The organism is Veillonella rogosae JCM 15642 (genome assembly GCF_002959775.1).
GTDB lineage: Bacteria > Bacillota > Negativicutes > Veillonellales > Veillonellaceae > Veillonella > Veillonella rogosae.
Map to the genome: position 1 here is coordinate 17,458 of NZ_PPCX01000005.1, position 14,229 is coordinate 31,686.

Sequence of the window (14,229 nt, forward strand, 5' to 3'; positions counted from 1 at the left end):
TAGTTCTTCATTTTTATTGGTAATATTTTAATTCCTATAAATTCGGTATTTTTATAGTACTTATCATCTGATATACTGAGTATAGTTCTTAAGAAAAGGGAAGGAGTTTATTATGAAATTAAAGACTCGCGATATTGTATATATCGGTTTTATTGCTGCCTTATGTGCAGTAGCAACAACGATTCGCATTGAAATACCAGGTGGGGCCATGGTTCATTTAGGTTCCGCTGCTCTCTTTACCACATCTATTCTCTTTGGTGGTTTATATGGTGGTTTAGGTGCGGCTATTGGTTCCGCATTATTTGATCTTTTTGGTGGACATACGCAATACATTGTATTCTCTTTCTTTATTAAAGGTATTGCAGGTCTCATCGTAGGTGGCATGACAGCTGGCTACTTGCCTCCATCTATCAATAAACCGACAGCATCTTTTGGTCGTATTTTAGTAGCTCTCATTATCGGTGCTATTTGGACTGCCTTTGGCTACTTCATTGCTTGGTGGTTTGTTCTTAACAGCGCGGCTGTAGCAGCTAGCAAAATCCAATACTCCTTGATTACCAGTGCGGCTGGTATCATTGTAGCTATTGTGTTAACACCAAAACTACAAAAGGTAGTACGTAGATTATTTACAAAAAACTAATGGCTATTATGTGGTAGCCTAATCATAAAAAGCCTTTAGACTCTATATTATTTTAGCGTCTAAAGGCTTTTTTGTTAAATTATTGTTTTATAATTAGCGTTTATATTGACTGTTAAACGATTAAAAATTACATAGGTCGTTTAAGTTTTCTGCCATTGTAGGATGTGTAAAGATTTGATTTTTGAAATATGTATATGGAATATTGTTGTCCATAGCCATTTTAATAAGGTTAATCAACTCTTCAGCACCTTGAGAATAAAGTGTAGCACCAAGGATTAAATCGTTATCTGCATTTACTACAATTTTAAAAGCACCTTTTAAATAGTCGTTTACATGAGCTCTTGGCATGGTAGCTACGAGCATTTCTTTAGTTTTAACGGTATAGCCTTTGTTGATAGCATCTTCTTCTGTAAGACCTACACGAGCGAGTGGAGGTGTTAAGAATGTTGTGTAAGGAATATTTTTGCGATCTTTTAATGTGTATTGGCCATTACCTGTAAGTGCACCAAATACAATGCGAAAATCATCGAGAGAAATATAGGTAAATTGAGGACCACCGTTTACATCGCCTACTGCATATACGCCAGGAACGGAGCTTTCACATGTATCATTAACTACGATAGCGCCGCGTTCGTTAGTAGCAATATCCGTATTTTCTAAACCGATGTTAGCTGTATTTGGTTTGCGACCTGTAGCATATAAAACGGCATCAAACGTATAGTTTTGACCATTTGCAGTGATAACAGGTTTGTTGCCATCATTAGATACAGAGTTTAATGTTACATCATTAAGAATAGTAATACCTTGTTCAGTCAAGTACTCATTAGCTAATTCTTGTACGATCGGTTCCTCCCGTTTTAAGATGCCAGATTCAATATTAAATACTGTTACCTTTGTACCTAGTTTAGCATATAGGCTGGCAAATTCAAGGCCGATAGGGCCCGCGCCGATGACGCCTAGTGTACTTGGTTGCGGGGATAATTGTTGGATTTCTGTACTATTATAGAAGCCTGTTGCTGTGTCGATGCCATCAATGTTAGGCTTAATCGCTACAGCACCAGTGTTAATAATAATTGTTTCACCAGATAAGATGATTTTATCTTCCCCAGCTGTAATGGCGATTTCTTTATTACTAATGAATTCACCATGTCCAGTATATACATCGACATGTTCATTGTTATCTAACATACCGAAGTTTTTATTGCGTAAACGAGATGTAACTACCTCGCGTTGGTTTAATACTTGATCGTAAGATAAGCCTTTTGATGCGGCTATAATCATCGTTTTAGTTGGGATACATGCAATATTAATACATGTGCCACCATACATAAGTGGGTTTTCTTCAATCATAGCTACAGATTTACCCATAGAGCCAAATTTAGCTGCTAATGTTTTACCGGCTTTGCCGAAACCTAGGACAATAAGGTCATATTGTTTGGTATTCATAAAATACCTCCTGTTTTTATATTGAAAATATTGGATGTATTTATTATAACATAATCTCCTATTCTATTTAAGTAAAAATGTATATTTACAACTTTTAAATACTTAATATAATGAGAGTAAGATGAACTAACAGCATTGAAAGGTGAAAATGAACGAAATGGTTATCTTCAGCTTGAACGAAGCTATGAAAGATGGCAATAATCGCGTGAAACCGGTCGACGAAAAAGGTGCTCCTGTGATGGAGGACGCTCATGTGGTTGATCTTCGCACCGCGATTAATGCACCGACAATCCAATAGAATAATTTAATAGTATATATAAGAATATCGAGGGCTGTTCGAGTGACGGTGCCTCGATATTTTTGTATATCGAAAAATTGATAGTTTGAACGCATAATTATGTGAAAATAAAATGAAAAAAATTTTACTTATACAGTAAAATGTGGTATTTTAGTTATATGATTTTGAGAAAATCGATATAGTCTCAGTGATTATCGATTGGTTACTGTAATTTTTATGTAAGTGGATATAGTTAGTTTAATTTAAAGGGGTAAGATTGATGAATCGAGTTTTTAAAGTAATTTGGAATCGTACAAAGGGGTGTTACGTAGTCGTAGCGGAAACAGCAAAGAACATGACGAAACGTTCTTCTTTGTCGGTTGTATTTTCTAAAATGGTAGGTGCTACTGCGCTTGCCGTTATGTTGACGGGCGTTATGATGCCTACGGATGCTTTGGGGGCACCGATTAAAAATGGTATCAACGCACAAGCTGAAAATGACGGTGGTATCGCAATTGGTGATAGCACAAATGCTCGGGGTACTAATTCTATTGCTATCGGTACAGGTGCAAAAGCAGCCGGTGAAAGTACTGTAGGCACGAATATCCCGACAAGTACAGTAGCTATAGGTCAAGGGGCACAAGCTTTGGAAAACGGAGATATCGTTATCGGTCGTTCCGCAAAGAGTATTGTTTCTACGCATCATGGTAATCCTGGATCCGGCGCTGTTGTTATGGGGGCGGATGCTGCTTCCTACGGTGCTCGTGGTGATGTGGCTATCGGTGCATCTGCGGAAACAAATGTAAAAATTAAGAATGATGGCGGTACTGTTAACCCTAAATATGCGCAAGGTGTAGCTATCGGCAGCACTGCGAAAACTTATGGTACACAGTCTCTTGCTCTCGGTGCAGATACAAGAGCTATCGGTAATTCATCCGTTGCCATCGGCGGTGATGATATCGATATGGCTCGTACTGAATTGGAAACAACTGTGCCTCAATTGGCTGCTGGAAACGGTATTAAAAAGAGCTTTAACAAGGAAATTGAAGATAAATTCGCCGGCACTCTTGGTTCGGCATCTATTAATGTAAAAGGTAAATATGCAAATACGGCGGCTATCGGTGATGCAACTACGGCTATCGGTACATTGAGCGAAGCCTATGGTACAGGCTCTACAGCAATCGGTATCAACTCTTTGACTAAAGGTGTAGCCAGCACCGGCATCGGTATCATGACACGTAGTTGGGGAACAAATTCTCTTGCTCTTGGTACGCAGGTTGGTGCTTACGGTGATCGTTCATCCTCTATCGGTGATACGAACCAGGTCGGTTTAGATATGAAAGACGGTTCTAAATCCGGGAAAGAGTCTGCTGCTGTTGGTTCCAAGAATACGATTTACGGTAATCAGGCGTATGCTATCGGTGCAGGAAATACTATCGGTTCCGCTACTGTTATGACCACGACGGAAGCAAATGGTAGTGGTGCAGGTGCCGATCAGGATAAAATTACAACTGTTACAGACGGTACTGTTAAAGGTAATATGTCTGGTGCATTCGGCTATAAGAACAGTATTACGGCCGATAATTCTTATGTAGTGGGCAGTAACTCCAATGTTTCCGCTGATGGGGCTATGGTTCTCGGGAACAATGCTTCCGTGACGGCGAAAAATGCTGTGGCTCTCGGTAATAATACAAAGGTAGATAATGAAAGCGCTGTAGCTCTGGGGACCGGTTCTGAAACGGCAGCAGCTGTAGCGACACCTTCCGCAACCATTAACGGGGCTGTACATAACTTTGCAGGTATTAATCCGGCATCCACCGTAAGTGTCGGCAAGGCAGGCATGGAACGGACAATTACTAATGTAGCGGCAGGTCGTATTTCCGATACTTCTACGGATGCTATCAACGGCAGTCAATTGCATGCAGTTACTTCGGAGATGGATAAGGGCGTGGCATATGCTGGTGATGTGAAAGCTGCATCGGCTACAGCTAATAAATTTACTCGTAAATTTGGTGAACAGACGAATATTGTCGGTGGTGTGACCGATCCGACAAAACTATCCGATAATAATATCGGCGTTGTATCCAACGGAACGGATACATTAAATGTAAAATTGGCGAAAACGTTAACCGGTCTAGAAAGCGTTACTGCCGGCAGTACGACTATCAACAATGACGGCTTGACTGTAGACGGTAAGACTTATGTAACGCCGAATGGTATTGATGCGAACAATCAGAAGATTACCAACTTGGCGGATGGTAGTAATCCTAATGATGCAGTTAACTACGGTCAGTTACAAAAAGCTATCAACGGTACTGCGAAGGCATCCACTGTGAAAGCAAAGGATGCGAATGTAACCGTAACGGAAGGTACGAATGCGAATGGCGGTAAGGAATTTACTGTCGGTTTAGGCAATAAAATCAATGTCGGTGCTGCCCACCCTGTAACTGTAGATGGTGATACAGGTCATGTAACAGGTCTCACGAATACGGATTGGAATGTGGATAATCCAGTGGCTGTATCCGGTCGTGGTGCTACGGAAGATCAGTTGAAGAAGGTTAACGACAAAGTTAATACGAATAGATCCGACATCGACAAAAATAAACAGGATATTGCGGGTAACAAACAGAACATCACTAAAAATGCCGGAGATATCGCCAACAATACGCAGAACATCAATAAGAATAAACAGGATATCTCCGATATCAATAAAACTATTGAAAAAGGCTTGAACTTTGCCGGTGATACCGGTGCCGTAAGCAACAGAAAATTAGGTGATACCGTAACTATCAAAGGCGGTGCTGATGTAGCTAAATTATCCGACAATAATATCGGTGTTGTATCCGACGGTAACGGTACATTGAATGTAAAATTGGCGAAAGAATTACAGGGTTTAACGTCTACAACTTTCACAAACGGTGGTAATAACACTGTTATCAACGGTGACGGTATGACAATCAATCCTGCCAGCGGTAATAAGGTGAGCCTCACAAAGGACGGCCTCAATAACGGCGGTAATAAGATTACGAATGTAGCCGACGGTACGGATCCTAAAGATGCGGTTAATAAATCTCAATTGGATAAAGCTACAGCAGCTGCATCCACAACGGTATCTGCAGGTAATAATATTACTGTGACACCTAGCACCAATGCGAATGGTTCCAAGAACTATGAAGTAAGTCTTAAAGATCAAGTGACATTGGGCTCTGATGCTACGAAACAAATCGCAATGGATGGTACTACAGGTACTATCAAAGCTGGTGATAAAGTTACAATCGACGGCAACAAAGGTACTATTAAAGCTGGCAACGTAACAATTGACGGTGAAAACGGTACAATTAAAGCTGGTGATAAGGTGACTATCGATGGTAAAGATGGTAAGATTGCAGCAGGTAAAGTCTCTGTTGATGGTAAAGACGGCTATGTGACAGGCCTAGAAAACAAAGATTGGGATCCTGACAACATCACAAGCGGTCGTGCGGCTACAGAAGATCAATTGCAAAAATCTCACAAATCCTTAGATAATAAGATTAATAACATAGGTGATGAAATCACGAAAAAAGGTATGGATTTTGCTGGTAATACAGGTGAATTCCACCGTAATCTAGGCCAAAAGGTTACTATCAAAGGTGAAGGTACAGAGTCTGACGATAAATACTCCGGCGAAAATATTAAAACAGTAGCCGACCAAGATGGTAATGTTAATATCAAGATGGCGAAAAACCTTAAGACTGACAGCTTAACTACTGATAAGGTAAAAGTTGGTAAAAACAGTCAAGATGGCGTATCTATTACTGGTCCTAATGGTGCTGACGGTACAGACGGCAAAGTAGGTATCACAGGCAAAGACGGTAAAGATGCTGTATCCATGTCCGGTAAAGACGGCATTGGTCACATTGGCTTAAACGGCAAAGATGGTCGCAGCGCAGATATCACTGTTGAAAAAGGAGATCCTGATCTCGAAGGTAAAGAAATCACTCGCATTAAATACCAAGACGAAAACGGTAAGACACATCAAGTGGCGACTAAAGACGACGGTATGAAATACGGTGGTGACTCCGGTGATGTTATCAAGAAAAAGCTTAACGAACAAGTAAATGTAATCGGCGGTATCACTGATGCTAGCAAGTTGACTACAGAAGATAATTTAGGTGTCGTATCTGATGGTGCTGGCAACCTTAAGGTTCGTATGGCGAAAGATTTGAAAGGTCTTGAAACAGTCACAACTAAAGATGCTGCAGGTAATACTATAGTTATGAACGGTGGCGGTGTAACGATTACACCTGCTAACGGAAATACTGTAAGCCTTACTAAAAACGGTTTGGATAACGGCGGTAATACAATTACCAATGTCGGCCCTGGCGTAAATGGTACCGATGCGGTTAACGTAAATCAATTGAAAGATGCTACTGGCGGCTTGTCAAATGCCATTAATGCGGTAGCGGGCGAAACGCAACGTGTGGGCGCTCATGCGGCGGCAATTTCAGCGTTGAAACCTATTCAGTATGATCCGTTGGAACCGACTCAGGTGATGGCCGGCATCGGCAACTATCGCGGTGAAACGGCGGCGGCTCTAGGCATTGCACATTACACGGCGGAAGATACAATGTTCCATGTAGGGATGTCCGTAGGTAGCCACCATAACATGGTGAATGCTGGTGTAACTCGTAAATTCGGCACTTCCGATGCGAAGAAAGCTGTTCCTGAACGTTATAAGGGCGGTCCTATCAGCTCTATTTATGTGTTGCAAGATGAAGTAACAGCGTTGAAAGCTGAAAATGCACGCATGCAAGAAAGCCTCCATGAGTTGTCTTCTGTTAAGGAGGATAATGCACGTATGCAACAACGTATTGATGAATTATCCTCTGTGAAGGAAGATAATGAACAAATGAAAGCTCAAATCGCATTACTTATGCAACAAGTGGGTCTTTCTAAATAAGGGAGAATTCTTAGTCTAGTTATGTAAGGAATATGAAAGCCGCCCTTCGCAGGGCGGCTGATTATCAGGAGAATGTATGAAATTCAAAAAAATTATGCCTATATTGGCACTTGCGTGTGTGTGTGCGGTGGGCCAAGCGGATGCGGCTCAAGATCGATTGATGATGCCGGAACAACCAGCTGAACCATTAAACGTGATTGAAGCAGAAGTGGCTATTCCTGTACCTAGCGAAGAAGTTTGGGACGTAGTGAATGCTTTCACACAATTCCAATTGGATCAAAAGGGCAAGCGTATCATGGATGATTCCCGCATTATGACCGGTCAAGAGCGTTACCGTAACAATGTGTTGTACTACATGAACGTTCGTCGCAGCTGGTACATCGTGAGTCATCGTTACAAAAACGACAGCTATGCGCGCATGGCATTAGATCGTTTGTACAACGATTACAAACAGTTCTTTACAGAGCATGCGACTGTATCTGAAAACGCTAAATTGGACTACGCGCAACAAATCATCGACATCTTGGATCGCAATACGGCCAATGTACATGATGACGAACTGCGTTTCTACATGAACGAAATGGTTATCTTCAGCTTGAACGAAGCAATGAAAGACGGCAACAATCGCGTGAAACCTGTGGACGAAAAAGTGGCCCCTGCGATGGACGAACTTCGCACGGTGGATCTTCGCCAAGTGATTTATGCACCAACAATTCAGTAAGATATGGTGTAACTAATAAACCGCTAATTTAATTAAATATTGTAATTAAATTATTGCCATGCAAGCTTCTAAATTATAGAACTCCCTTGGAGGTCTTTCTTGAAGAAGTTAATAGAATTGTAGATTTGGATACAGCTCAATTTCATATTGCAATTTAAAAATTTATTTTAATAATAATTTTACAATAAAAAAGATGTGTTAAGTATTTCTACTTGACACATCTTTTTTTATGCTGTAGTATATGTAAAGTAATATGACTTGACAGTGATGGAGGTGGCGAAATGGAAGAACGAGTACTTATCAGTTTGCTCTTAGATTTCTATGGGCCATTATTGACGGACAAGCAACGCATGTCCTTACAACTTCACCACGAAGACGATATGTCCCTTGGCGAGATTGCTGAGGAATTAGGTGTATCACGGCAGGCTGTACATGATAATTTACAGCGTGCTCGGCACATTTTAAACGATTACGAATCTAAATTACACTTGGTAGCACAATATGAACAGCGTGAAGGACTGCTTTCACAGTTGAAAGAAACCTTGCCTAAAGAGGTGTTAGCTGAAAGTAAGGTACAACAAGTATTGGCGCAAATGGAGGGATATTATGGCATTTGATAGCTTGTCAGAAAAACTGCAAGAAGCCTTTCAATCCTTAAAAGGGAAGGGCAAAATTACAGAAGAAGATGTCAATCTTGCGTTGCGTCAAGTACGTACGGCACTTTTAGAAGCGGACGTTAACTTTATGGTTGCAAAGGACTTTGTTAAGTCCATTAAGGAAAAGGCCCTCGGCGAAGAGGTGTTCGGCTCCTTGAACCCCGCTCAAACGGTTATTAAAATCGTAAATGACGAATTAACGGCTCTCTTAGGCGGTACACAAAGTCGCATCATGATTTCTAGCAAGCCACCAACGATTATCATGCTCGTTGGTTTGCAAGGTGCTGGTAAGACTACAACAGCTGGTAAATTGGCAGTATACCTTCGCAAACAAGGTAAGCACCCAATGCTCGTAGCTGCCGACGTATATCGTCCAGCCGCGATTACACAGTTGCAAGTTGTAGGTAAGCAAATCGATATTCCCGTATTTGCTGATGAAACACCTGGTGCTAATCCAGTAGATATTGCGCGTCGCGCTGTAGAGCAAAGCACGCATATGTTGAAAGATGTTGTTATCATCGATACAGCTGGTCGTTTGGCGATAGACGAAGTCCTCATGGACGAGTTATCCAATATTAAATCCGCTGTTCGACCTCATGAAATTCTACTCGTTGTAGACTCCATGATCGGTCAAGATGCGGTAACAACAGCACAAACGTTTAATGAAAAATTAGGCGTTGATGGTGTTATACTTACTAAACTCGATGGTGATGCGCGTGGTGGTGCTGCATTATCTATCAAAGCTGTAACAGGCTTGCCAATCAAGTTCACTGGTGTGAGCGAAAAAATGGATGGTTTCGATGTATTCTATCCAGACCGCATGGCTTCTCGTATTCTCGACTTGGGTGACTTTAAAACATTGATTGAAAATGTTCAAGGCGCTATCGATGAAGAAGAAGCTCGTGAAATGGCTAAGAAAATGGCGAAAAACAATTTCACCTTGGATGATTTCTTGAAACAGATGAATCAGGTAAGAAAGTTAGGGCCATTACAAAATATTATTGGTATGTTGCCAGGCATGGGACAAATTAAGGATCAATTGAAAGACCTTGATTTGAATAGTAAAGAGGTGCGCCGCATTGAGGCCATCATTACATCTATGACGGCAGCAGAGCGAGAAAATCCAAATATTCTGAATGGTTCTCGCCGCAAGCGTATTGCATTAGGTTCTGGTACTCAGGTACAAGATGTAAATCGCTTGTTGAAACAATTTGAGGAAGCGCGGAAGATGATGAAGCGCATGCAAGGTTTACGTGGCGGTAAGGGCGGCTTCCCAGGAATGCCTAAATTACCGTTTATGTAATACATGGGCAGGGGCGCTGAACCTGTCCACCCACATCAGTATAAGGAGGTGAATTTCACATGTTAAAAATTCGTTTGACTCGTTTAGGTGCTAAAAAAGCTCCTTTCTACCGTATCGTTGTTGCTGACGCACGTGCTCCACGTGAAGGTCGTCCTGTTGACACTATTGGTCAATATGATGCTACTAAACAACCAGCTATCGTTAATGTAGACGAAGAAAAAGCTTTGGCTTGGTTAGCTAAAGGTGCTCAGCCTACTGACACTGTTCGCTCCTTGTTCAAAAAACAAGGCGTTATGCAAAAATTTGCTGACGCTAAAAAGTAATTAATAGAGAGGCATACTGTGATGATAGAATTAATTTCATTAATTGCGAAATCATTAGTGAAGCAGCCTGATGCCGTATCTGTTACCATGGTCCAAAAGGGAAATATGGAGGTTTACGAACTTCACGTAGCCCCAGAGGATATGGGCAAAGTCATCGGAAAGCAAGGACGAATTGCGAAGGCGATTCGCGCTGTGGTGAAAGCGGCGGCTATTAAAGAGAACAAAAAGATATCTGTTGATATTGTCTAAAAGGGAGTATTCCAATGGAAGAAATGACATTACGTGTCCCTGTAGCAGTAAAAGCAAAAGTAACAGAAGACTTGAAAGCGAAAATTGTATCTGATCTTGAAACTCGTCTTGATATGGTGAATAAAGATTTGGAAGCAATTGAGTTCCAAGCCCAACGTATTTTGGCTGATGCAGCTAAAGTTGATGCAACAAGTCTTACTGCTATTCGTCAACAAATCGACGAAGAAAAAAATAAACGCTTGGCTTTCAAAGAAGAAGTAACAGCTAAATTGAAAGACGCTCAAGGTTTAGCTTTGGGAACTGAAATTCCTCAAGGTACTTTAGAGCAAACAGTTACCGTTAAAATCGGGGATGATTTGGATGCCATGATGGGCGCTGAAATCCTATTAGAAGACGGTAAAATCGTTGCGTTTCGTCAATAATGAAACATAACGATTTCATCACAATAGGTGTTATCATCGCCCCGCACGGCGTGCGGGGTGATCTTCGTATTATGCCTCAAACCGATTTTCCAGAACGGTTTATGCATATGGATGCCTGTTACATCGATGGTAAAGAATACCACGTTGCATCCGCACGATTTCATAAGCAATTTGTACTAGCATCCTTTAAGGAAATTCCTGATCGTAACACGGCTGAATTATTCAGTAAGAAAGCAATTCAAGTCCGTCGTGAAGATTTGGTAGAATTGCCAGAAGGTCGCTACTACATTTTTGATATCATCGGTCTTGAGGTTCAAGATACTAAAGGTAACGTGCTTGGTACGGTTACTGATGTGTTGCAACCTGGTGCTAATGATGTCTATGTGGTTTCCAAAGATGGGGAACCAGATCAATTATTTGCAGCCATTGAAGAGGTCGTTAAAGACATCGATGTGGAGAATAAATTGATGATCGTAGATCCGCCTGAATGGATATAATCCTTTAGGCGGTTTTATTTTATCTACATATAGGTATATTATGGTAAAAGTTATATAATATAGCTATATATAGATAATGCTAATGAGTTTATGTGAGTTAATAAGTACAGAGGACGGTCTATGCGTATCGATATCGTATCTTTATTTCCTGAGTTTTTTGATGCTTTTTTTAGTCATTCCATCATAAAACGGGCTATCGAAGCGGAACGCTTATCTATGGGCGTAACTAACCCTCGGGACTTTAGTCATAATAAACATGGTCAAGTAGATGATACGCCGTATGGTGGTGGTGCGGGGATGCTTATGATGGCACCTCCCATCTTTGAAGCGGTAGAATCTGTTATTGCTCAATATGATAGCGAAACTAATAGCGCCTATTCTATAGATGAGATGTGTGATGAAATGAGCCTCATTGGTAATCCCAGTGAAAGTATACGACGTCGTGTTATTTTCATGGGACCTACAGGTCAACCTTTTACACAAGAAAAGGCTCGTGAACTAGCGACGTACGATCAATTGGTGCTCATTTGTGGTCATTATGAAGGCGTCGATTATCGCGTAGAGGAACATTTAGTAGATGAAACTATTTCAATTGGGGACTATGTATTAACGGGTGGAGAATTGCCAGCTATGGTTGTAGCTGATGCAGTGGCTCGTATGATTCCCGGTGTATTAGGTGCAGCTAGTGGGGCCCAAGAGGATTCCTTTTATGAGCCTTTATTAGAATGTCCTCAATATACAAAGCCTCCAGAATTCAGAGGATGGGTTGTTCCTGATGTACTACGTAGCGGTCATCATAAAAATATTGCTACGTGGCGAAAAAAGGAAGCCTTAAAGCGGACACGATTGTTGCGGCCCGATTTATTAGAACGACCATTAACAAAAGAGGAAGTTAAACTGTTAAAAGAGATTATTGCTGAAGAGTCTGAAAGAGATACAGGTGAAGTATGAAAGCTTTAGTATTAGGTTCTACTGGTGCAGTAGGGCGCCATATTGTAGAATCATTGATTGACAATCATGAAATTCAAGAAATTCATGTATTTGTACGTCGTCAAGTTACGTATACATCTCCAAAGGTAACCGTTCATATCGTTAATTTTGATGAACCTCGTGAATGGGCACACCTAGTAACAGGAGATATTTTATTCTCTGCTATGGGCACAAACCGTAAACAAGCAGGTTCTAAAGAAGCACAATGGACAGTCGATTATACCTACCAGTACGAAATGGCTCGCATTGCAGCTCAAAATGGAGTAAAAAAATATGGATTAGTCTCCTCTTTAGGGGCGAATCCAAAATCGAAATTCTTTTATATGTCTATGAAAGGACAATTGGAAGAGGTCATCTTAGAACTTCCATTTGAAGCGATTGTTATTGTTCGTCCAGCTACCTTGATTCGAGAAGAACCTAAATTGGTAGAGCGTATTAGCTGTGCTGTATTGGGGGTCATTAATAAAGCACGTGTATTAATGAGTCAAGAGCCTGTAAAAACTGCTGATGTAGCTAAGGTGCTTGTATCAGCTACTATGGGGCAACAATATGGTATTTCTATTATTGAAAATGAAACGATTCATGAACGTGTAGGCTACTTTAAAGCTTAATTTCATTAAATCCCGTTTAGGAGAGAGAGTAGTTTAGATGCGTAAATAGGTTATTGCTACTCTAACGAGGTTGTTTATGGAGTTTAATTGTTACGATGTCCTTGAGGTTCAGGGCAGCCGTTATATAATAACTGAAAAAATTAAATATAATGAGATTATTCCAAAAGCTGATCAGGAACAAGCCTATAAGGCTAAACCATCTATGCAAAAGTCTCCTGGTGATTATTGGCATGAATATGGCCTAGAGGCTGTTGAGGGAACTGATAAAATATGGGTTACCATTGAGTACAATGATAATGAGTGGTGTACTGTATCTAGAACATCCTATCGTAAGCGTGCGCCGAAAGGCTTTACATTACATCAAATCGGTTTGGAAAAGGTTGTAGCCGTAGATGGTGATAGTGGTGCGTCCGTAGGTGATCGAGCTGGGTATAAGGAATATCAATTGCCCTGTGAAGGCGGCGCTAGCGTATTCTTTGAAGAAAATTGGTTCAAAGGGGAAAAAATGTTTGCCGAAGGCTCTCGCGTACAGTTGGTGAATATTAAACTCTGTAATGATGCGGCAGCTAACGCTGTTCGTAAAAAGAAACGTAATCAACGTTTGAAAGAACGACTCGAAGGATTTGCCATGGCCATTGGCTGCGGCGCATTATTTTTGATGTGCCTTGTTAGTTGGGATTCTGACCTAACTTGGCATGGTATACGTGGTACCTTTGGCTTCCCTTATACTGCAAAGGAGCATATGCATGATACATCCGTCTATTATACTAAGACGGATTCGGATAATGAATATACTTCTAGTTTAGATCCTGTTAGTACAGCATTAGAATTAATAGATTCTTTAAATGGGGATATTAAAAATGAAGGTGAGAGCTTAGCAGAAGGTCATGAAGTTATTGTATTTTATGATGCTAAGTCTGCCTATATTATCACTAACGTAGATGGGCAAACCCGCGTTAAGGTGTGTGAACCAGGAAAGTTGACACCAGAAGAACAGGAGCTCATTAATAGTACAATACGCAAGACACATGTGCTTGATTCCTATGCCTATATGGTTCGCCAACGGGATAGTAGTGGGCGCGAGAAATTCCTTAATATACACAATCTTAATGAAGCCGATAAGGCTTATATGTTTAACCGTTGACTATGAATATA

The 14,229-nt window shown here is 40.9% G+C and carries 14 protein-coding genes; 13 read left to right on the forward strand and 1 reads right to left on the reverse strand.

Going from position 1 to position 14,229, the window contains the following annotated elements:
* The first annotated feature begins 112 nt into the window (after positions 1-112).
* On the forward strand, positions 113-640 hold the full coding sequence (locus VRHSUH09_RS02830; protein ID WP_054748453.1) for an ECF transporter S component: 528 nt from the start codon (positions 113-115) through the stop codon (positions 638-640).
* 120 nt (positions 641-760) lie between these two features.
* Here VRHSUH09_RS02830 and VRHSUH09_RS02835 read toward each other — a convergent pair whose 3' ends face one another.
* Positions 761-2,086 carry an FAD-containing oxidoreductase gene (locus VRHSUH09_RS02835; protein WP_105081318.1) on the reverse strand — a complete coding sequence of 442 codons (1,326 nt, stop codon included), beginning with the start codon at positions 2,084-2,086 and terminating at the stop codon, positions 761-763.
* A 148-nt stretch (positions 2,087-2,234) separates the two neighbouring features.
* Here VRHSUH09_RS02835 and VRHSUH09_RS10405 point away from each other — a divergent pair, with 148 nt between their 5' ends.
* From VRHSUH09_RS10405 to VRHSUH09_RS02890, 12 genes are all read left to right on the forward strand, one after another.
* Positions 2,235-2,384, forward strand: coding sequence for a hypothetical protein (locus VRHSUH09_RS10405; RefSeq protein ID WP_167386469.1), 150 nt, complete (start codon positions 2,235-2,237; stop codon positions 2,382-2,384).
* Between the two features lie 259 nt (positions 2,385-2,643).
* Positions 2,644-7,302 (forward strand): ESPR-type extended signal peptide-containing protein, encoded by a 4,659-nt coding sequence (locus VRHSUH09_RS02840; RefSeq protein ID WP_105081319.1) that lies wholly within the window; start codon positions 2,644-2,646, stop codon positions 7,300-7,302.
* A 76-nt stretch (positions 7,303-7,378) separates the two neighbouring features.
* A complete protein-coding gene (locus VRHSUH09_RS02845; protein WP_105081320.1) occupies positions 7,379-8,023 on the forward strand; it encodes a hypothetical protein in 645 nt (214 codons plus the stop codon).
* A gap of 281 nt (positions 8,024-8,304) precedes the next feature.
* Positions 8,305-8,640, forward strand: a complete 336-nt coding sequence (gene ylxM / locus VRHSUH09_RS02850) for a YlxM family DNA-binding protein (RefSeq protein ID WP_005387334.1) — start codon at positions 8,305-8,307, stop codon at positions 8,638-8,640.
* Complete coding sequence (ffh, locus tag VRHSUH09_RS02855) at positions 8,630-9,982, forward strand: signal recognition particle protein (RefSeq protein WP_105081321.1); 1,353 nt, start codon at positions 8,630-8,632, stop codon at positions 9,980-9,982. Before ylxM ends, ffh begins: the two co-directional genes overlap by 11 nt.
* Positions 9,983-10,041: 59 nt before the next feature.
* Positions 10,042-10,305: a 30S ribosomal protein S16 gene (gene rpsP, locus VRHSUH09_RS02860; protein WP_004695565.1), complete on the forward strand. Its 264-nt coding sequence runs from the start codon at positions 10,042-10,044 to the stop codon at positions 10,303-10,305.
* Positions 10,306-10,326: 21 nt separating this feature from the next.
* Positions 10,327-10,554, forward strand: a complete 228-nt coding sequence (locus tag VRHSUH09_RS02865) for a KH domain-containing protein (RefSeq protein WP_009352618.1) — start codon at positions 10,327-10,329, stop codon at positions 10,552-10,554.
* A gap of 14 nt (positions 10,555-10,568) precedes the next feature.
* Positions 10,569-10,976 (forward strand): YlqD family protein, encoded by a 408-nt coding sequence (locus tag VRHSUH09_RS02870; protein ID WP_005387339.1) that lies wholly within the window; start codon positions 10,569-10,571, stop codon positions 10,974-10,976.
* Positions 10,976-11,473, forward strand: coding sequence for a ribosome maturation factor RimM (gene rimM / locus VRHSUH09_RS02875; protein ID WP_005387340.1), 498 nt, complete (start codon positions 10,976-10,978; stop codon positions 11,471-11,473). The genes VRHSUH09_RS02870 and rimM overlap by 1 nt, the downstream gene beginning before the upstream one ends.
* Before the next feature lie 120 nt (positions 11,474-11,593).
* Positions 11,594-12,424, forward strand: coding sequence for a tRNA (guanosine(37)-N1)-methyltransferase TrmD (gene trmD, locus VRHSUH09_RS02880; RefSeq protein WP_105081322.1), 831 nt, complete (start codon positions 11,594-11,596; stop codon positions 12,422-12,424).
* The gene (locus VRHSUH09_RS02885; protein WP_105081323.1) at positions 12,421-13,074 is read left to right on the forward strand and encodes an NAD(P)H-binding protein; all 654 of its coding nucleotides are present in this window, start codon (positions 12,421-12,423) and stop codon (positions 13,072-13,074) included. The genes trmD and VRHSUH09_RS02885 overlap by 4 nt, the downstream gene beginning before the upstream one ends.
* Before the next feature lie 76 nt (positions 13,075-13,150).
* On the forward strand, positions 13,151-14,218 hold the full coding sequence (locus tag VRHSUH09_RS02890) for a hypothetical protein (protein WP_105081324.1): 1,068 nt from the start codon (positions 13,151-13,153) through the stop codon (positions 14,216-14,218).
* Positions 14,219-14,229: the final 11 nt, after the last annotated feature.

Coding starts and splice junctions, on each gene's coding strand:
- VRHSUH09_RS02830 (WP_054748453.1), top strand. CDS start 113: ATGAAATTAAAGACTCGCGATATTGTATATATCGGTTTTATTGCTGCC.
- VRHSUH09_RS02835 (WP_105081318.1), bottom strand. CDS start 2,086: ATGAATACCAAACAATATGACCTTATTGTCCTAGGTTTCGGCAAAGCC.
- VRHSUH09_RS10405 (WP_167386469.1), top strand. CDS start 2,235: ATGAACGAAATGGTTATCTTCAGCTTGAACGAAGCTATGAAAGATGGC.
- VRHSUH09_RS02840 (WP_105081319.1), top strand. CDS start 2,644: ATGAATCGAGTTTTTAAAGTAATTTGGAATCGTACAAAGGGGTGTTAC.
- VRHSUH09_RS02845 (WP_105081320.1), top strand. CDS start 7,379: ATGAAATTCAAAAAAATTATGCCTATATTGGCACTTGCGTGTGTGTGT.
- ylxM (WP_005387334.1), top strand. CDS start 8,305: ATGGAAGAACGAGTACTTATCAGTTTGCTCTTAGATTTCTATGGGCCA.
- ffh (WP_105081321.1), top strand. CDS start 8,630: ATGGCATTTGATAGCTTGTCAGAAAAACTGCAAGAAGCCTTTCAATCC.
- rpsP (WP_004695565.1), top strand. CDS start 10,042: ATGTTAAAAATTCGTTTGACTCGTTTAGGTGCTAAAAAAGCTCCTTTC.
- VRHSUH09_RS02865 (WP_009352618.1), top strand. CDS start 10,327: ATGATAGAATTAATTTCATTAATTGCGAAATCATTAGTGAAGCAGCCT.
- VRHSUH09_RS02870 (WP_005387339.1), top strand. CDS start 10,569: ATGGAAGAAATGACATTACGTGTCCCTGTAGCAGTAAAAGCAAAAGTA.
- rimM (WP_005387340.1), top strand. CDS start 10,976: ATGAAACATAACGATTTCATCACAATAGGTGTTATCATCGCCCCGCAC.
- trmD (WP_105081322.1), top strand. CDS start 11,594: ATGCGTATCGATATCGTATCTTTATTTCCTGAGTTTTTTGATGCTTTT.
- VRHSUH09_RS02885 (WP_105081323.1), top strand. CDS start 12,421: ATGAAAGCTTTAGTATTAGGTTCTACTGGTGCAGTAGGGCGCCATATT.
- VRHSUH09_RS02890 (WP_105081324.1), top strand. CDS start 13,151: ATGGAGTTTAATTGTTACGATGTCCTTGAGGTTCAGGGCAGCCGTTAT.